Source organism: Olsenella sp. oral taxon 807, assembly GCF_001189515.2.
Classification (GTDB): Bacteria; Actinomycetota; Coriobacteriia; order Coriobacteriales; family Atopobiaceae; genus Olsenella_F.
Genome location: NZ_CP012069.2, coordinates 2707579 through 2725281, shown reverse-complemented (window position 1 = coordinate 2725281; position 17703 = coordinate 2707579). Strand labels below are relative to the sequence as shown.

At 62.4% G+C, this 17703-nt stretch carries 15 protein-coding genes; 14 read left to right on the top strand and 1 reads right to left on the bottom strand.

The annotated features are described in order from the left end of the window. Window positions 1-41 precede the first annotated feature (41 nt). Window positions 42-389, bottom strand: coding sequence for a metal-sensing transcriptional repressor (locus ADJ70_RS11725; RefSeq protein ID WP_371256066.1), 348 nt, complete (start codon window positions 387-389; stop codon window positions 42-44). Window positions 390-613: 224 nt separating this feature from the next. On the opposite strand from ADJ70_RS11725, the gene ADJ70_RS11720 reads away from it, so the two are divergent. The 14 genes from ADJ70_RS11720 to rpiB all read left to right on the top strand — a co-directional run bounded on the left by ADJ70_RS11720 (window position 614) and on the right by rpiB (window position 17639). After that, window positions 614-1327 (top strand): lantibiotic protection ABC transporter ATP-binding protein, encoded by a 714-nt coding sequence (locus ADJ70_RS11720; RefSeq protein WP_050341638.1) that lies wholly within the window; start codon window positions 614-616, stop codon window positions 1325-1327. Window positions 1328-1356: 29 nt separating this feature from the next. After that, a complete protein-coding gene (locus tag ADJ70_RS11715; protein ID WP_050344570.1) occupies window positions 1357-2154 on the top strand; it encodes a bacteriocin ABC transporter permease in 798 nt (265 codons plus the stop codon). Beyond that, window positions 2151-3023 carry a lantibiotic ABC transporter permease gene (locus ADJ70_RS11710; protein WP_050341636.1) on the top strand — a complete coding sequence of 291 codons (873 nt, stop codon included), beginning with the start codon at window positions 2151-2153 and terminating at the stop codon, window positions 3021-3023. The genes ADJ70_RS11715 and ADJ70_RS11710 overlap by 4 nt, the downstream gene beginning before the upstream one ends. A 13-nt stretch (window positions 3024-3036) precedes the next feature. Continuing rightward, on the top strand, window positions 3037-3459 hold the full coding sequence (locus ADJ70_RS11705) for a hypothetical protein (protein WP_050341634.1): 423 nt from the start codon (window positions 3037-3039) through the stop codon (window positions 3457-3459). Window positions 3460-3618: 159 nt separating this feature from the next. Further along, complete coding sequence (locus ADJ70_RS11700; protein ID WP_050341632.1) at window positions 3619-4281, top strand: response regulator transcription factor; 663 nt, start codon at window positions 3619-3621, stop codon at window positions 4279-4281. Next, window positions 4251-5891: a sensor histidine kinase KdpD gene (locus tag ADJ70_RS11695; protein WP_253273193.1), complete on the top strand. Its 1641-nt coding sequence runs from the start codon at window positions 4251-4253 to the stop codon at window positions 5889-5891. Before ADJ70_RS11700 ends, ADJ70_RS11695 begins: the two co-directional genes overlap by 31 nt. 781 nt (window positions 5892-6672) lie before the next feature. Next, window positions 6673-8043, top strand: coding sequence for an ATP-binding protein (locus ADJ70_RS11690; protein ID WP_050341630.1), 1371 nt, complete (start codon window positions 6673-6675; stop codon window positions 8041-8043). 1479 nt (window positions 8044-9522) lie between these two features. Further along, entirely contained in the window at window positions 9523-9972 is a 450-nt protein-coding gene (locus ADJ70_RS11685; RefSeq protein ID WP_253273274.1) for an RNA polymerase sigma factor, read from the top strand. A 1-nt stretch (window position 9973) separates the two neighbouring features. Further along, window positions 9974-10648 carry a hypothetical protein gene (locus tag ADJ70_RS11680; protein WP_050341626.1) on the top strand — a complete coding sequence of 225 codons (675 nt, stop codon included), beginning with the start codon at window positions 9974-9976 and terminating at the stop codon, window positions 10646-10648. Window positions 10649-10855: 207 nt separating this feature from the next. After that, complete coding sequence (locus ADJ70_RS11675; RefSeq protein ID WP_050341625.1) at window positions 10856-12499, top strand: VWA domain-containing protein; 1644 nt, start codon at window positions 10856-10858, stop codon at window positions 12497-12499. Window positions 12500-12708: 209 nt separating this feature from the next. Further along, window positions 12709-14160, top strand: a complete 1452-nt coding sequence (locus ADJ70_RS11670; protein WP_050341623.1) for an APC family permease — start codon at window positions 12709-12711, stop codon at window positions 14158-14160. Between the two features lie 73 nt (window positions 14161-14233). Continuing rightward, window positions 14234-15364 (top strand): GTP-binding protein, encoded by a 1131-nt coding sequence (locus ADJ70_RS11665; RefSeq protein WP_050341621.1) that lies wholly within the window; start codon window positions 14234-14236, stop codon window positions 15362-15364. Between the two features lie 287 nt (window positions 15365-15651). Next, window positions 15652-16899, top strand: a complete 1248-nt coding sequence (locus ADJ70_RS11660; protein ID WP_050341619.1) for an amidohydrolase family protein — start codon at window positions 15652-15654, stop codon at window positions 16897-16899. 260 nt (window positions 16900-17159) lie between these two features. Then, complete coding sequence (gene rpiB, locus ADJ70_RS11655; RefSeq protein ID WP_050341617.1) at window positions 17160-17639, top strand: ribose 5-phosphate isomerase B; 480 nt, start codon at window positions 17160-17162, stop codon at window positions 17637-17639. The last annotated feature ends 64 nt before the right edge of the window (window positions 17640-17703 follow it).

Sequence of the window (17703 nt, the reverse complement as noted above, 5' to 3'; positions counted from 1 at the left end):
GCATGATGGCGCTGCGTCCCGTTCATGGCGCCTGCACCTCGTTAGGCGCCAAACTTCTTGAGGAGGTCCATGACCTCGTCGACGACCTCTATGTTGCCCTCCTGTATCTGCTCGACCACGCAAGTCTCGAGATGCTCCTTGAGCAGCAAGCGCGAGATTGCCTGGACGGCGCTTTCGGCGGCGGCGAGCTGGGTGAGGACATCTTTGCAATAGCGGTCTTGCTCGACCATGCCCTTGATGCCGTTGAGCTGGCCGATGACGCGGTTCAGGCGGCGTGTGACGTCACGTTTGAGCTGGTTCGGACGCGGGGTGTGCTTCGTGCGAGGACCCGTGCGATCAGGGTGGGGCCCAGCTGCCGTGCCCATCGTGTCCTCCCCGCCTGTCCTCACGTCGCCATTCTCCTATTCTTAGCGCCTCACCGCGCCTCACCAAAACCCGCTGCGCACTATATACCCATAAGGGGTATCCGTCAAGCACGGGAGCGCGGGAAGGCCGCGATCGCTCGGCCCTATCGGGCAGCTGCAGAACACGTCGCGACGACCTTTAGCGCTTCTTTAGGAATTCTGTCCAGACTTGGGGGTGAGGCAAGAAGACGAGAAGAAGGGAGCGACATATGGCGCGATGCGTCCTTGAGACACGCGGGCTCTCCAAGCGCTTTGGTCGTGGTGGGAGTGCGCAGATGGCGGTGGACCACGTGTCCCTGCATGTCGAGGAGGGAAAGGTCTACGGGCTGCTCGGCCCCAATGGGGCGGGTAAGTCGACCACGCTCAAGATGGTAACGGGCGTGCTGCATCCCAGCGAGGGGCAGATGCTCTTTGAGGGGCGTCCCTGGCGGCGCGATGACCTCTACCGTATCGGCTCGCTCGTCGAGCAGCCGCCCCTCTACCAAAACCTCACCGCCCGCGAGAACCTGCGCGTGCGTACCACGCTGTTGGGGCTTCCGGAGGAACGCATCGATGAGGTTTTGGGGGCGGTGGGACTTACGGACACGGGGACCAAGCGCGCCGGAAGGTTCTCGATGGGCATGAGGCAGCGCCTGGGCATAGCGCTTGCGCTGCTGGTGCACCCACGCCTGCTGATTCTGGACGAACCGACCAACGGGCTCGACCCCATTGGCATCGAGGACCTGCGCGGACTTATACGGAGCTTTCCCAAACAGGGCATCACGGTGCTGCTGTCGAGCCACATCCTTGGCGAGGTGCAGCACACGGCTGATGCCGTGGGCATCATCGTCGGAGGCAGGCTCGCCTACGAGGACGCGCTGCACAAGGGCGAGGACCTGGAGGCGCTCTTCATGAACGTGTGCAGGAAGGAGGGAAGACGATGAGAGGGCAATGCATGGCAGGGGGCGCTGCCATGGCAAGGACTGGTAGCGAGGACACGCTCGCACAGGGTTCCTTCGTACGTGCCCTGCGTGCGGAGGCCCTGAAGTCGAGGCATGGGGCTCCGGTGCGCCTGGCCATCGTCTTGGCCCTGCCCTTTCCGCTCTTGGCAGCCTTCGTCGCCCTGAGCGTGCCGCAGTTCGGCTTGTCGTACTCACCGTGGAACTACTGGTATGCGCTGCTGATGCCAGTTTCGATAACGCTCATTGCCGCGACGGTGGCAAACGCAGATGCGCGCTTGGGCAACCACACTCTGCTTTCGAGCGGCGTGCCGCTGCACTTGGCGTGGGGTGCGAAGGTCGCCTGGTGTCTGGCGCTCTTGTTGCTGTCAAACCTTGTCGTCTTTGCCGTGTACGCCGTAATGTCGCTCGTGGTACCGCAGGGCGCGGCGAGCATGTCGGCGATGCTGGCCGTAGCGCTCGCGCTGACCGTCATGGGCTCGTGGATGATACCAGCGACGCACCTTCTCACCATGCGCGTCGGGATGCTCGCGGGCGTCTTCGTCCCGCTGGCGGTGCAGCTGGCCTTGAGCTTGGGGTGGTCGGTCGTGCCGTTCTGGCCTGCTTGTCCACCTGCGGCCACCATCGTGTTGCCGACGGCCTTTCTGCCGGTCTTGCCGAGCGGTGAGCCTGCCAGCCCCGGCATGGCCCTCGTTGAGTCGATATCCCAGGGGCCAGACGTTGCACTGGCGCTCATCGTTGCCGCCGTGCTCACGGCTGCGCTCACCGCTGCTGGTGCGGTGTGGCTCGACCGGTCGGAGGAGCTGCGATGATGGCGCGGAAAGAGGAGGAGCGTTGTCGGGTAGGGGGCGGCTGTGCCGTCGGCGAGCCAAGAATGACGCTGCCGCACGCCTTGCGTGCCGAGGCGCTGCGCCTGCACCACTCGCCGCTCGTGCCGCTGCACTTGGCGTGCGCCCTGGCGGCAGGGATGGCGTGCGGGGCGTACTTCGCCTATGCTCCCTGGGACGCGTCGATGGGAGCCGATGCCTTCGTGCAGTTCTTGGGTGCGATGATGCCGCTCATGGTGGGCATCATCTGCGGCCTGGACGCGGATGGTGAGGGGGAGGCCACGGGCCTCTCGGGCCTGCTCTCCGTCCCGTCAAGATACCGGGCGCTCGCCGCGAGGCTCTTTGCGCTCTGGCTGATGGGGGCGGCGGCCCTTGCCCTTGCCATGGTCGTGTTCGCCGTCCCCTTCGTGTTGGCTGGGCGTCAGGCGCTGGGGCCGGATGCGCGGGCGCTTGCCGCCCTTGGGCTCTCGCTTGGCAGCGCCCCCATCTACCTCATCCTCTATGCCATTGCGTTGCGCTGGGGTCGCAATTCGGCCATATCCGCGGGCGCGGCGGGACTCATGCTCGCGTTCTTCTCGCTGGGCGGACTCGCGCACGGCCTCATGACCGGTGAGCTCACCGCTGCCGGTGCCAATGCGTTCTCGTACCTGCCGACCAGCTGGGCGGCGCGTTTGGGGTCCCTGCCCGTCGAGCTCTCCATCGCCGCAGGCCCTGCGGGTTCCGCAGCTGCCACAACCCGCGTCGCCTCTGCGATAGGTTCGGCCGTGGGCCTGTGTGCGAGCGTGACCTTCCTGCTTTTGGGAGCGATGGCGGCATGGATCTCTCGCTTCGAACCCGCGCGGCGCGGGGAATGAGGAGGTGTCTGACATGATGGAAGGAACACAAAGACGCAGGCGCGTGCTCCTTACGCTGGCTGTCGCGACCATGCTCGTCGTCTCGTCTCTACAGGGCTGTACGGGCTGTGCCGGTGCGGGGACGGTGGCAAAGAGCGTGTTCGACAGCCTCTTGCCGATACCGTCACAGACGGTCTGGGCGCGCTGTCCGACCCCGGGTTCTCACTCGGACTCGTATCGCGATGCGTCAGGTTCGTGCACGAACTACGTGTACGACGTGGAGGCAGCCACCGGCGACGGTACGCGTGTCACAGTAAGCATCATCCTCTTCGGTCGGGAGGCATCCGGGAAGGGGTGGCTCAAGATCGACGCCAAGGGTAGCTCGGGCAGGCATTACGACAGCGTCGACGCATCGGAGGTCCCGCAAGCCGCGCGCGACGCCCTGGGTGGCGGATGATGTCTCAAGGGCATAACGCCTGCGTGCGTCTGGCACCCGCCCGTGCGCCTGATATATTCATGGGTAAGTTGACGACACCGGGCTGGTGGCGCTGGGTCGGCGACGATGGTACGGGTCCTGGGAGGGCCCTGCGAAAAGCACGCGAGGAGGCGAAGGCACATGGCACGGATTCTCGCCATCGACGACGACGAGGCGATCACCGACCTGCTCTCTCGCGCGCTGGTGCGCGACGGACACGTCGTCGAGGTCGTAAACGATCCCGCGCCTGTGCTCGGACTCGATCTTTCGCGCTACGATCTCGTCCTGTGCGACGTGATGATGCCCCAGATGGATGGCTTCGAGCTGGTGGGACGCATCCGGTGCCTTGTGGACGCCCCCATCCTCTTCCTCACCGCCAAGGTGGCCGAGGAGGACGCCGTGCACGGGCTGGGACTTGGTGCCGACGACTACATCCGCAAGCCGTTCGGCATCGCCGAGCTGCGCGCGAAGGTGGCCGCGCACCTGCGCCGAGAGGGGCGGGCGCATACGCGCGTGCTTGCCTTGGGCGATGTGCGCCTTGACCTCGGTGCCCGCGAGCTCTTTGTGGGCGGTGAGGTCGTGTCGCTCACACCTACCGAGTACGCCGTCTGCGAGCTTCTTGCCAGGCACCGGGGCAAGGTGTTCTCTCGGGCACAGATCCGCGAGAGCGCGCTTGGCTGGGCCTCGGACGTGGGTGATGACACGGTCTCCATGCACGTGAGCAACGCCCGTGCCAAGCTCCGCCGGGCGGGCGCCGACCCCATAGAGACGGTGTGGGGGACAGGGTACAAGTGGCGCGCGTAGGGACTGGCGAAGGTATCGCCGCAACGCAGGACGCCAAGGCGAGCCCCCGCCTTCGACTGCCGCTCGCGCTGGTGGTCAGCCGCTACTTTCTCTACCTGCTTGTGGGCATCATCCTCGTTGTCGGGGTACCTCTCGCTGTCTTTGGCGGGCAGATGGGGGCGGGCGAGATACTGCCCGCAAACTATGGGGAGACCCATCTCGAGGAGGTTGCCGACACCCTCTCTGCCCAGCCCGCCTTTGACGCGACCGCCATTCCCTCGCCATATCGCTATGCACACTTCGACGCGGGGGGCGCCCTTGTCGCGTCGGACATGAGTGACTTCCAGCTCGAGCGCGCGCGGGTGGTCGCGGCGTCGCCTGCGAGGACGAGGGTGCGCGACGGGGGCGCGGGGGCGGCCGAGTCACGGCTGTACTATCGCCTCCCCCTGACGGGTGGCGAGGTCTGCGTGCTCAGCTACGACCTCGTGCCGCAGTGGGCGGACAAGGGGAGGCGAGATACCCTTCCCGACCCGCAAAGTCTCCTGTTCTGGAGCGTGGGTCCTCCACTGGTGGCGTTGATCGCTGGCGTCGCCGTACGGGCGAGCCGCATGCTCACGCGCATGATGGAGCCGCTCGTTCGTGCGGCGGAGGCTGTCGGGAGGCAGGACCTCGACGCACCCGTGGAGCATAGCAACGTGGCACAGGTCGATGACGTACTGCAGGCAATGGACAAGATGCGCGTTTCGTTGAGGCGCTCGCTGGAGGCGCAATGGGAGGTCGAGAGGCGCGGACGGGAGCAGGTGGCGGCGCTTGCCCATGACCTCAAGACTCCGCTTACGGTGGTGCGGGGCAACGCCGAGCTCATGGCCGAGGACGCGGCCGCAGGACGGCTCAACAAGGAGCAGGCGACCTGTGCGGATGCCATATGCGAGGCGGCTACCTCTATGGATGCCTTTGTAAGCCGGATCGTTGAGGTGTCTCGTGGGGCAGCCGATACCCTGCAGCTGGAACCCGTCGACCCCGGTCGCCTTGCCGAGGAGCTTGAGGAGGAGGCGACGCGCCTCACGGGGGCGCGGGGCCTTGCCCTCGCTCCACTGCGCTTGCCCGCGTTTCTGGAGGCCTGTCGGGCTATGTCGGCCGGCGATGCACCCCTGCCCCTTTGGGACTCGTCCGCCTTGAAGCGAGCCGTTCTCAACGTGGTGGGAAACGCCTGTGACTATACGGTGAGTGGTCTTGTCGAGCTCACGTTCTCCTACGGCGAAGAGGCGCAGGGCGAAGAGACGCGCGGTGGCGGGGCGCGCGGTGGCGGGGCGCGTGCCTTCTCCATCGCCGTCGAGGATGACGGACCTGGTCTTTCGCCGGCGGCGCTCAAGCACGGGCTTGAGCGCTTCTACCGGGGTGAGAGGTCCCGCGCCAGCCATAGGACGGGCGCAGGGGGGCCGGACGAACGCGGCGAGCTGCACTTTGGCCTGGGTCTTTCCATCGCCTCCGAGATCGTCGCCGCGCACGGCGGAAGGCTCAGCCTCTCCAATCGGATGGGCGGCGACGGCGCGATTCTGGGGGCGCGGGTTACCATCACACTTCCTGATGTCCCTCGTACACCCGGACGGGAATGGCCATCGGTGAACTGATGGTGTCCCGGCCTGATCTAAGGTGCGCTTTCCCGTAAGACCATCTACCCAAACTGCGCGCCCAGACTGCGCACCCAAGCTGCGCGCCCAGACTGCGACTTTTCGTGAAGTCAAACTCCAAACCAAATTTGCAGATCCTAGAGCAAACCGCCCCGCAGCCTGGCGGGTGGTTGCGCCCCACGCCTCTAGGACGGCAATGTGACGGAAAAGCGCAGTTTGCGTGATCTGAGAATCGCAGAATGCGCTTTCCCGTGAGTCGCTGGGTCACAATGCGCTTTTCCGTGAGGCCGCCACCCAGACTGCGCTTTTCCGTGAGGCCGCCTGAGCAGAATGCGCTTTTCCGTGAGACAGCTCCACGTTTGCCCAGGTAAGGAAAAGCGCACTCTACGGAAAGACGCATTCTGTGCCGGCACCCTCACGGAAAAGCGCATCCTGGACCAGCGACGTCACGAAAAAGCGCACTTTGGACGCGCTCTGTCCCTCGGCGCGATCCGCCCCTCACGGAAAAGCGCACCCTGCATGCCACCACTTTGCGTGTCGCCGTGTCGCACCCCGCGCGCCACCACCCTGCGGGTCACCATAGCACGCGTCACTGCCCCACGTGCTATCGCGCTGGATGTCGCTGCGATTGAGCTGAGGCGTACTACCTCCGACTATGAAGCGTGTTGAGGGATAGCTACGGATGTATCCATAAAGCGGAAGTTAGATACATACGGATTCATCGGCTTATAGAATAATAAGAACAAGCGGATTTATCTGTTTTGAGTGTGAGGAGCTTTGGATGTTCAAGCGTAAGTGCTACGACAAGCTGCTGGAATGGAAACGAGAGTCAAGTGGTAAGAGCGCTGTGCTCGTCGAAGGTGCCCGCCGTGTGGGCAAGACCACGCTTGTGCGTGAATTCGCGGAGTATGAATATGCCGACCACATCTACATAGACTTCTCGAAGGTCCCTAAGGTCGTGCTCGACCTATTTCGCAACGAGCGCGAGGACGTTGACACGTTCCTGCGTATGTTGCAACTCCAGTACGTCAAGGACATGCCGGTACGTGAGTCTGTCATCATCTTCGACGAGGTCCAGCGCTTTCCTATGGCGCGGGAGTACATCAAGCACCTCGTGGCCGACGGCCGCTTCGACTATATCGAGACCGGATCGCTCATCTCCATACGCAAGAGCGTGGGGGACATCGTCATACCGTCTGAGGAGGATCGCCTTCAGCTTCACCCCTTCGACTTCGACGAGTATCTCTGGGCAATGGGTGCAGGCGTTTACGTGGGCGCGATCCGTGAGGCCTTCTTTGAGAGAATGCCCCTGCCTGATCCCGTGCACGCCAAGGTCATGCGCCTCTTCGACGAGTACATTCTCGTGGGCGGCATGCCCCAGTCCGTCGAGGCGTTCGTCGAGTCAAAGCGCTTCTCTTCGTGCGACCGTGTCAAGCACAGCATCCTCAATCTGTACCTGGAGGATATCGGCAAGTTCGGTGGCGCCGAGGCGCGCCGGGCCCGTGCGCTGTTCCAGGAGATTCCCGGACAGCTCTCTGCGGCATCTAAGCGTTTCAAGTTCGCGAGCGTCGGGAGGGGCTCTATGTACGACGACTATGAGCCTGCGATCGACTGGCTGGACGACGCGCACCTGGTCAATCCCTGCCGCATGTGCGCGGACCCTTCAGTTGGCCTGCGTCTGACCGAGAGGGCGAGCTCGCTTAAGCTGTACATGGCCGATACCGGTCTTCTCGCGACCCACGCGTTCGCCGATGGCCCCCGCGCGCTCGAGGTCCAGAGGGATATCCAGTTCGGGCGCGTGAGCGTCAACCGAGGCATGCTCGTTGAGAACGTCGTGGCCCAGCAGTTGCGTACGAGCGGGCATGCGCTCTACTATCACACCTGGGAAGAGCCTGGCAAGAAAGATGGCGCGCGGCCTCGTCCGCGCGAGATAGACTTCCTGATCACGCAGCCGTTCGCTGACGCTGCGGGAAAACTGCGCGTCAGCCCCATCGAGACCAAGTCTTCGAAGAACTACACCACCGTGTCGCTCGACGATTTCAGGAGGAAGTACTCCAAGAGGGTGGGCGAGGAGGTGGTGCTGCATACCAAGCAGCTTTCCGTCGATGGCAACCGGTCGTACCTGCCCCTTTACATGTCCGGCCTGTCGTAGGAAGTGGAATCGAGCTTGCATATGGCCGGCGTGGATTTGAAGGTTCGCAGCCTCCCCATGGAGCGGAGCATTCGGTGAGGCCTCCCTTTCCCATGCACGCCATCAAGAGTACACCGAGGTGTTCCGACCCCGAGGCGCTACGACTACTTGGATAGTAGGCTCAAAGAGCGGGATCTTTCCTCGCGCCAGCGCATCGAGCTCAAGACGCTCCGCAAGATCACCAATCTCGGGAAATCCTCGGCCGGTCGTCATGCGACAGGGAGTATTCTTCAAACCACGTACTGCAACTGTAGGATCAGACGTTTGGCCGCACCCAGGGCATCTCCCTGAACAAACCCTCTGATACCTTCTGCTGTACCTGCAAGAGTGCTTCCTTTACCGACGTCTACACGTTTCGCAGAGACGGGATTGGCGTCATCATCGGGACGCCTGTCTCGAGTGCAGGCGTCGCGTCGCACGTTGTCGCCACACACGTTGGCATTGTGGTGGACGATCGCGACTTCGTAATCGCCAAGACGCTTGCCCGTTCAATTTGTCGCGAGCTCGTGCAGGTTGCGTTCATGGTAGCAACTCAGCTGCAGGAGTCGGCCTCGGGCACGTTCAGGGGTAGTCGGCTGCGAGCACGCGGTTCTCCCTGGCGAGGTGCCTCACCGCGCCAGAATGCGTTTTTCCGTCACGTCGCGGCGCCCAGGAGGTGTGGGGCAACCCCCCCGCCAGGCTGCGGGGCACTATAGAGAATGCCTCAACTGGGCAAATGCGCTCGAGCAACCCCCCGCCAGGCTGCGGGGTGGGTTGCGCGAGGGTTCGCAGGTCTCGGCTTGGAGTTTGGTCTCACGGAAAGGCGCACTCTGCGCGACTGCTCGCATGCAGAGTGCGTCTTTTGGTGAGGCGCACACCCAGAATGCGCTTTTTCCGTGAGGCCCCCCACCCAGAGTGTGCTTTTCCGTGAGGCCCTCCACCCAGAATGCGCTTTTCCGTGAGACGGCTCCGCGTTTGCGCAGGTAAGGAAAAGCGCACTCTACGGAAAGGCGCATTCTGTGCCGGCACCCTCACGGAAAAGCGCATCCTAGACCAGCGACGTCACAGAAAAGCGCACTTTGGACGCGCTCTGTCCCTCGACGCGATCCGTCCCTCACGGAAAAGCGCACCCTGCGCTCCACGCTCTCCGCGTTATCGTGCCGCACCCTGTGCTCCACACTCTTCGCGTCACCGTGCCGCACCCTGCGGGTCCCACGCTACGCGCCGTTACCCTGCGCTCTACTCGGGATGCACTGCGATGTGGGTGACAACGCCGTCGACCCACCCCGATCGCGATACTCGACCCCAGCTGGGTACACAAGCCATCGCGGGAACTCGATGGTATACTGTCTCGACGTTTGGGCCCGCTCGATCGTATTACGTATAGGAGGGCATACTCGATGGCGCGCCCTTGCTCTGGCTTGCTCTGACTTGTTCTGACTTGGAGACACTGCCTTGGATGTGGAGGCCATCTACCTGCGTCACGTGGACACCGTCTATCGGGTGTGCTACTCCTTCATGGGCAACGCGGCCGATAGCGAGGATGCGACGCAATCCACGTTCGTCAAGCTCATGAAGGCTCGTCCGACCTTTACAAACGAGGAGCACGAGAAGGCGTGGCTGATCAGGGTGGCATCGAATCACTGCAAGGACGTGCTGAAGTCCTCGGCGCGCAAGGGCGTTCCCCTCGAGAGCGTGGCTGAGCCAGCTGCCGACGAGAGGGGTCCTGATCTGGCGCTCGACGCGGTCCTCGCTCTTGACTCCAAGTATAAGGACGTGGTGTACCTGCACTACTACGAGGGGTATTCCGCAGCCGACATCGCTCGCATGTTGGGTAAGCCCAGCTCGACCGTTCGTACCCACCTACGTGAGGCACGAGCGATACTGCGTAAGGCACTGGGAGGGCAGTGATATGGACGAACGTCGCATACGGGAGGCCTTCGAGCGCATGACTCCGAGCGAAGAGGCCAAGGAGCGGATGCTTAAGAACATCCTTGCCCACAGTGAGGCGCAGGGTGTTGATCGTCCCGCGCGGGGTGTTAGCCGGGCCTCGCGCGGCGCGCCGGTGACGGCCCCGCGTCGGGCGAGGCTTCGTTTTGCGCGCAGGATCGCGATAGGGGCGGCGGCCTGCCTTGCCCTCATCGTGGGGGTAGGAATGCTGACCCGTCCACACGCGGCCATGGATGCCGCTCGTACCAATGACGCACTCACGTCATCTGCTCCCTCAAAGACGAGCGACAACATGTCAGGGGAGTCTCGGGCGGGGGACTCTAGCGCCGCGAAGACCAACGGCATGGCAGCGAGCGAGGAGCAAGGCCAGGCGAGCGAGGCGTCAGGCGTGACGCACTTTCCGCCATCGATAGAGTTCGAGGGACGCAGCTACCAAAGAAGTGATGAGGCGCTTTCCCGGGATGACGTCGAGTCCGTGCGCGAACCGCTTGCCGAGATCAATCGTCCCAGCACTGCGCCGGGCGCGCCGAGCGTCCTTCTCGTTTACTCCCTTGTCGGCAGCGACAAGGACGAGGCCGTGGGCGTGAGCGACCCCGACCGGGAGCGATTCTGCCGCTATACAGTCCAGGCGAGCTAAAACCGGGAGGCGGCTCGTGCTGCCCCCGCGTTAGACTGCGGGAGCCGTCGCGTCCGAGAGGCCCGCCCCCCCAAGGGAAAGTTCCGTCCCTTCCAAGAGACCCTCGACATTTCCAAGAAAGCTTCGACGTTTTCGACCGCCCGATCGTGTTATAGGAAAGAGCCCTGTTCGGGGCTCTTCCAACACCTTCCAACACGAGGAGGCATCATGAAGAAGATCGCTTCAATTCTTGTCCGCTCAGCCCTCGCTAGCTGTCTGCTCTGCCTTGCGCTGGGGGGATGCGCCCCGGCCGCTCCCGAGCAGGACAGCTCACTTGCGGGAGACAGTCGCACGGACGCGACACCAACCTTGTCCCACCAGCCCAAGAGTCTCGACTCGTCCGATGGCGCGAATACAGAGGGTTTGACAAGCTCCTCCATAGGCACTCCCTATGAGGAGCCTCCAGTGCCCTATAACACCGAGGAGTATGCCGCCATGAGGGAGAACGGCTTTCTCAGCGTGGCCGCCAATCCCTTCTCCACCTTCTCCGCCGACGTGGATACCGCCAGCTACTGCAATCTGCGTCGCATGCTCAGCTCTGGCACCAAGCTGAACGACATCCCTAAGGGTGCCGTGCGCATCGAGGAGATGCTCAACTACTTTCGCTACGACTACCGTGCTCCTAAGGACGCAGAGCCCTTCGGTGTAACCCCCTGCATCTCCACCTGCCCCTGGAATCCCGACACCAAGCTGCTCGTTCTCGGGCTCTCGACCGAGCCGAAGGAGTATGCGCAGATGCACGGGAACAACCTGGTGTTTCTCATCGACAGTTCGGGATCTATGGAAGACCCCGAGAAGATGCCGCTGCTCAAGGAATCCATGGGCGAGCTCGTCGCCAACCTCAACGACGATGACACCGTGTCCATCGTCACCTATGCGGGCAGCGAGCGGGTCGTGCTCGAGGGCGCGAAGGCCCGCGAGCGCGAGCGTATCCTGCAGGCGGTGAGGGAACTGGACGCCAACGGCTCGACCAACGGGCAGGCCGGTCTTGCGAAGGCCTACGAGCTAGCACGCGCCCACTTCATTGAGGGGGGCAACAACCGTATCATCCTGGCCTCGGACGGAGACCTGAATGTGGGCATAACCAGTCAGAGTGAGCTGTCCGACTACGTGAGCCAGCAGCGCAAGAGCGGCGTGTACCTATCGGTGCTCGGCTTTGGACAGGGCAACTATAAGGACACAAAGATGGAGTCCATCGCCGATGACGGAAACGGCAACTACTCCTATATAGACTCGATCCAGGAGGCGAAGCGCGTGTTCGGGGAGGACCTCTGTGCCACCATGCGCACCGTGGCTGACGACGTCAAGCTGCAGGTCGAGTTCAACCCTGCCTATGTGAAGGGGTATCGCCTCATCGGATACGAGAACCGTTCCCTGAACGCAGAGGACTTCAAGAACGACAAGGTCGATGCGGGGGAGGTCGGAAGTGGGCATGCGGTGACCGTTGCCTACGAGATCGTGACGGCCGACTCGCCGATGCAGCTTCCCGAGATCGACTCAAAGTACGGAGGCGGCGAGCGCAAGGGTGAGAAGAACGGTGAGTGGATGACGCTGTCCGTACGATACAAGAATCCCGGCGAGAACGACTCAAAGCAGCTCAGCTATGGTATCGGGGAAGCCGACGTCACGGATCAGCCCTCCGACAACTGGAAGTTCGCGAGCGCAGTCATCGAGTTCGGCATGGTGGCAACGAAGAGCGAGCATGCGGGGACGGCCAGCTTCGATGGCGCGATAGCGCTCATGGACCAGATGGGCGCACTCGATGACCGTCAGCGTGAGTTCAAGAAACTCGTGAGCATCGCCAGCCTGTAGGAGCACTGTCCTTCTCAAAGAGCTTCTCGGAGGGGCTCCGTCTCCTCCGCCTTCCGCTCTCAGAGGAGTGTGACACGCTCGCGGCACCCAGGCACAGACATCGACTCATGGATGAATCCTATGCCACTGTTTTCTGAGTTAAACTAAGGGACGGTATCGATGGCTGGTTTGGGGGTGGGCGCGTGGGCCCCCTGGAGGAAGGAATACATATGGCGGGCAGCGCGGCGCCGACCAGTGGCATGAAGAAGGAGCTGACACTCTTCAACTTCTTTACCATTGGCTTCGGCGCAATTATTGGTACGGGATGGGTCCTTCTCGTGGGCGACTGGATGGTGTTGGGAGGGGGACCAATCCCAGCGATGATAGCATTTGCCATCGGCGCTCTCTTCCTGGTTCCAATAGGCATGTGCTTTGGTGAGCTGACTGCCGCGATTCCGATCTCGGGCGGTATCATCGAATACGTGGAGCGCACCTTTGGGCGTAAGCTCGGCTTCCTGACAGGCTGGATGCTCCTCTTGGGCAACGCGCCGCTTTGCCCGTGGGAGGCGATTGCCATCTCCAAGCTCCTGACGGATAGATTCGCCGAGTTTCCCGTTCTTGCATGGTTGAGGTCGGTCAAGCTCTACACGATCCTTGGGGCAGACGTCTACCTGTGGCCCACGCTCATCGCCCTTGCGTTTGCGGTCTTGGTCATTGTCCTGAACTTTCGTGGCGCCAGTGCGGCGGCAAAGCTCTCCTCATTTCTGACCAAGGCACTGCTGACGGGCATGATCCTGGCCATGATCATCTCGTTTATGGGTGGGGATAACCTGGCCAAGGCGATGCCTCCCTTCTCGCAGGTCATAGGTGCCGCAGGTGGCAAGTCAACCGAGGCTACGAGTCTCCTCGGAGGTGTCTTGGCCGTCCTCGTCATGACGCCGTTCTTCTATGCGGGCTTTGACACCATTCCCCAGCAGGCCGAGGAGGCTTCCGAGAACCTTGACTGGAAGAAGTTCGGTCTTGTTCCCGCAATCGCACTGCTCGCCTCGGGGGTGTTCTACCTGATCTGCATCTTTGCCTTTGGCACCATTGTCAACTGGCATGATTTCGTTATGAAGCCAGTGCCGGCACTGGCAGTCCTAGAGCAGATTAACATCTTCTTCTACATTGCGATGCTCATAATTGCCACCCTTGGCCCTTTGGGTCCCATGAATGCGTTCTTTGGTGCGTCCACCCGCCTGATGCTTGCTCTAGGACGCAAGGAGATGCTGCCGAAGTCTTTTGCTCAGATTGACCCCACGTCAGGTACTCCCAAACAGGCCAATATCGTTATGGGTGCCCTGACGCTCATAGGGCCATTTCTTGGCGGCAACATGCTTCTGCCCCTCACGGCAGTTGCATCCCTGGGCTTCATATTTGCCTGTACGATGGCCGGCTTCGCCTGCTTCAAGCTGCGCAAAACCGAGCCTGACCTTCCTCGTCCCTACGTGGTCAACGGCGGTAAGGGCGGCATCATAGCCGCCATCGTTGCCGGCTTGATCATCGTTGGCCTCATGGTCATCCCCTTCAGTCCGGCTGCGCTCAAGCCTGTTGAATGGGCCATCACCATCACGTGGATCGTCATAGGCTTCGTGATCTTCTTTGCGTGTGGGGGCGCTAAGGTAGCGGCTCGAAAACCCTAGATCTCCGATTGTCGCGGGACCATACGTCTGCAGGTGGCATTCGCACCAGGCGCAAGGCTGAGGGGGAGCTTACATGACCGAGAACAAGCGGGTCAAGATAATCCTCATCACGGGTTATCTTGGCGCCGGTAAGACCACAATACTCAATCACATCCTTTCCAACACGGAGGGGGTTCGCGCGGCTGTCATCGTGAATGACATCGGCGAGATAAATGTGGATGCCGCCCTCATCAAGGACGGCGGCTATGCCAGGGAGGGTGACGTCATCCCTTTGACCAACGGCTGCCTGTGCTGCACGCTCTCAAATGACCTCAGCCTCCAGCTTGGCGACCTCGCTGACACCGGAAAGTTTGACTACATCATCATCGAGGCCTCGGGCATCTGCGAGCCCATTCCCATCACCTATACCATCTCGGCCTTCTGCAACCAAAGCAGTCACTCCGACAAGCACGCTCGGCTCGACTTGGACAACATCGTGGCGGTGGTGGACTGTGCCCGCATGTACGACGAGTTTGATGGTGGCCGGGCGCTGCTTGGCAGCAACGTCAGCGAGGATGACATCGAGAGTCTCCTGATCCAGCAGATCGAGTTCTGCTCAACGCTCGTCCTCAACAAGGTCGACCTCGTGACGCCTGAGCAGCTTCAGGAGCTGAGGGCGCTTGTCAGGGGCCTTCAGAGGGACGCCGTGATCGTGGAGGCCGCGCATGGCAACATTCCCATCGCCGAGCTCGTCGACACCGGCCGCTTCGACTTTGACAGGGCGTACAGGTCAGCCGCGTGGATGGATGCCATGGAGCATCCCGAGGAGCATGAGGACCCAGAGACCCTGGAGTACGGCATCTCGACCTTCGTCTACCATCGCCGCAGGCCCTTTGATGCCAACGCCTTCGATGACTTCGTGCACAGCTGGCCGTGCAGCGTCATTCGCGCCAAGGGCACCGTCTGGATACGGCAGGACCCCGACATGGACTACGTATTCGAGCAGGCGGGCAGGCAGGTGCGACTCTACGAGAACGGCCTTTTCTCAGATTCCTTCCCCGAAGAGGAGAAGCGTCGCCTGCTTGCGGAGCAACCCGAGCTCCTTAGGGACTGGGACCCCGTCTGTGGCGATCGCAGGATCAGGCTCTGCTTCATCGGCCGCGGCATGGACCGCACAGCCATAGAGACGGGCCTTGACGCCTGCCTTAGAGAATGGAAGAGCTGAGATGAGGGATCTCCCGCCGAGGTCTGCGGCTTTTTGCCGAGGGTCTCTACAGCAGGTGGTTGGGGGAGCACCTCTACAGGTCCTCCCGCCGAGGTCTGCGACTCTCCGTCGAGGGGGCATCACGCGGGTCCGCGGCTCCCCGCTTTTGCCATCAAGGCGGCGCTTTGGGTCCTTGGTCGCGAGCCATTGCGGACAGGCCCTGGTGGTCGCGTTTTGACAGGACGATTTCGACGAGGGTCCCCGCATGGGACGGGGGCCATACGATGGAGATACGTGGAGGTTTCGATATGGGCAAGTACGCGTTTGCAGGTGGCCAACTCGTTGATGGTACTGGTGCCGCTCCCATCAACGACAGCCTCGTTCTGGTCGAGGACGACAAGCTGACCTATGCCGGTCGGCGCACCGAGATTCCCGAGGGCTTCGAGCTGCGTGACGTCTCGGGAAGGACCGTCATGCCGGGCCTGGTCGACACCCACCTGCACTTCTCGGGAAATCTGACCGACAACGACAACGACTGGGTCATCGAATCCGTTGCCCAGAAGCAGGCGTGTGCCGTCAAGCAGGCATATGATGCCCTGACCCATGGCCTTACCACCGTTGTCGAGATCGGACGCAACGGCATCGCGATTCGCGATCTCGTTAACATGGGTGTCATGAAGGGACCGCGCATCTTTGCCACGGGACTGGGCTTCTGCCGGGTTGCAGGCCATGGCGACTCCCACCATCTGCCTCTCCAGATTTCCAAGGACTCACACCCCTGGGGCTACCAGGCCGATGGACCGTGGGAGCTGCGCAGGGCCATCCGCATGCGCCTGCGCGAGAATCCCGACGCCATCAAGATCTGGGCCACGGGAGGTGGCATCTGGCGTTGGGACTCGGACCGCCTTCAGCTTTTTAGCACCGAGGAGATCCAGGCCATCGCCGAGGAGTGCGCGATGGTCCACATCCCCCTGTACGCACACTCCTACAACAACTTCGACGCGGCATACGACTGCGTGCGCTTTGGTTGCACGCAGATGATCCATGGCTTCGAGCTGGACGAGAGGACCATGAACCTCATGGCCGAGAAGGGCACCTTCTTCACGCCCACCATTGGCTTTCTGCCTACCTGGTACTCCACCTATCCCCCCGAGTGGACCCCCGAGCTCGATGCGTTTCCGGGCGAGACCGTCGTCGAGAAGGGCCTTGCGCGCACCTATGCCAACCTTCGCCGTGCCTATGAGTTGGGCATCACGGTCACCATCGGCTCCGACTCCTTCAGCTTTGTCACCCCGTACGGCTACGTTTCCATTGACGAGATGTATGACTTCGTCGACAAGGTCGGCATCCCCATCCTTGACGCCATCAAGGCGGCCACGAGCAACGGCGCCAAGATGCTGGGCAAGGAGGATGAGTTCGGTTCCCTTGAGGCGGGCAAGTCCGCAGATCTCCTCGTCGTGAAAGGTGACGTCGCGAGGGACATCCATGCCCTCACGCCCGATGCCATGGAGGTCATCATGAAGGGCGGGGATATCGTCATCAAGGGCGCCCTGTAGTCCCTGTGGTCACGGCCCCCTCTGGCGGGCCGTGCACCCAATGGCGCAATGTCCACATCGCAGCCGACTGTGGCGCCCGTGCCTTGGTCTCACCTCTGTCACGGGCGCCTTGCCAAGGTACCTCCCTACGCTGACGCCCCGAATCTGAACGCAGGGCGCTTCGAGGCTGTCATTCCACGTGGCTTTCGCGCTACACTAGGGCCAGTGAATGTGGGCTCGGGCCCGGGCGTGGGTCTGGGCCCGTGAGGAAGGTTACGGCTATGAGGGTTGCCATCGCGTCAGATCATGGGGGCTTTGACCAGAAGGTGGCGCTTGCCCGCTACATCCAGTCCCTCGGCCATGAGGTTGCTGACCTGGGGACGACGACAGGGAAGCGCTGTGACTACCCCGACTATGCGGATAAGGTCGCCCGTCTCGTCGCCTCGGGAGGGGCCGAGCGCGGAGTCCTCATCTGCGGCACGGGCATTGGCATGGCGCTTGCGGCCGACAAGGTCCCCGGCATCCGTGCCGCCAACATCCAGACGCCTCAGTTCGCGAGGCTCTTTCGGGAGCATAATGATGGGAATGTGCTCTGCTTGTCGGGTCGCTTCACGCCCTTGGAGCTCAACGAGGAGATCGTCAGGGTCTTCCTGACCCAGCAGTGTGCTGGTGGCCGCCATGCCACGCGGGTCAAGAAGATCATGCGCGAGGATGACTCTGGCTTCAAGGGCGTTGGGAAGAGCTTCGAGCAAGAGGGCTGATCATGAGCGTGCGTGCCGGTGCGCAGGCCGAGGCCTGAGATAGGCACGCCCAAGACAGGGGAGG

Excerpts from the sequence above, each read along its gene's own strand:
- ADJ70_RS11665 (WP_050341621.1), top strand. The coding sequence starts at position 14,234 with ATGACCGAGAACAAGCGGGTCAAGATAATCCTCATCACGGGTTATCTT.
- ADJ70_RS11715 (WP_050344570.1), top strand. The coding sequence starts at position 1,357 with ATGGCAAGGACTGGTAGCGAGGACACGCTCGCACAGGGTTCCTTCGTA.
- ADJ70_RS11705 (WP_050341634.1), top strand. The coding sequence starts at position 3,037 with ATGATGGAAGGAACACAAAGACGCAGGCGCGTGCTCCTTACGCTGGCT.
- ADJ70_RS11710 (WP_050341636.1), top strand. The coding sequence starts at position 2,151 with ATGATGGCGCGGAAAGAGGAGGAGCGTTGTCGGGTAGGGGGCGGCTGT.
- ADJ70_RS11660 (WP_050341619.1), top strand. The coding sequence starts at position 15,652 with ATGGGCAAGTACGCGTTTGCAGGTGGCCAACTCGTTGATGGTACTGGT.
- ADJ70_RS11720 (WP_050341638.1), top strand. The coding sequence starts at position 614 with ATGGCGCGATGCGTCCTTGAGACACGCGGGCTCTCCAAGCGCTTTGGT.
- ADJ70_RS11680 (WP_050341626.1), top strand. The coding sequence starts at position 9,974 with ATGGACGAACGTCGCATACGGGAGGCCTTCGAGCGCATGACTCCGAGC.
- rpiB (WP_050341617.1), top strand. The coding sequence starts at position 17,160 with ATGAGGGTTGCCATCGCGTCAGATCATGGGGGCTTTGACCAGAAGGTG.
- ADJ70_RS11690 (WP_050341630.1), top strand. The coding sequence starts at position 6,673 with ATGTTCAAGCGTAAGTGCTACGACAAGCTGCTGGAATGGAAACGAGAG.
- ADJ70_RS11675 (WP_050341625.1), top strand. The coding sequence starts at position 10,856 with ATGAAGAAGATCGCTTCAATTCTTGTCCGCTCAGCCCTCGCTAGCTGT.
- ADJ70_RS11670 (WP_050341623.1), top strand. The coding sequence starts at position 12,709 with ATGGCGGGCAGCGCGGCGCCGACCAGTGGCATGAAGAAGGAGCTGACA.
- ADJ70_RS11700 (WP_050341632.1), top strand. The coding sequence starts at position 3,619 with ATGGCACGGATTCTCGCCATCGACGACGACGAGGCGATCACCGACCTG.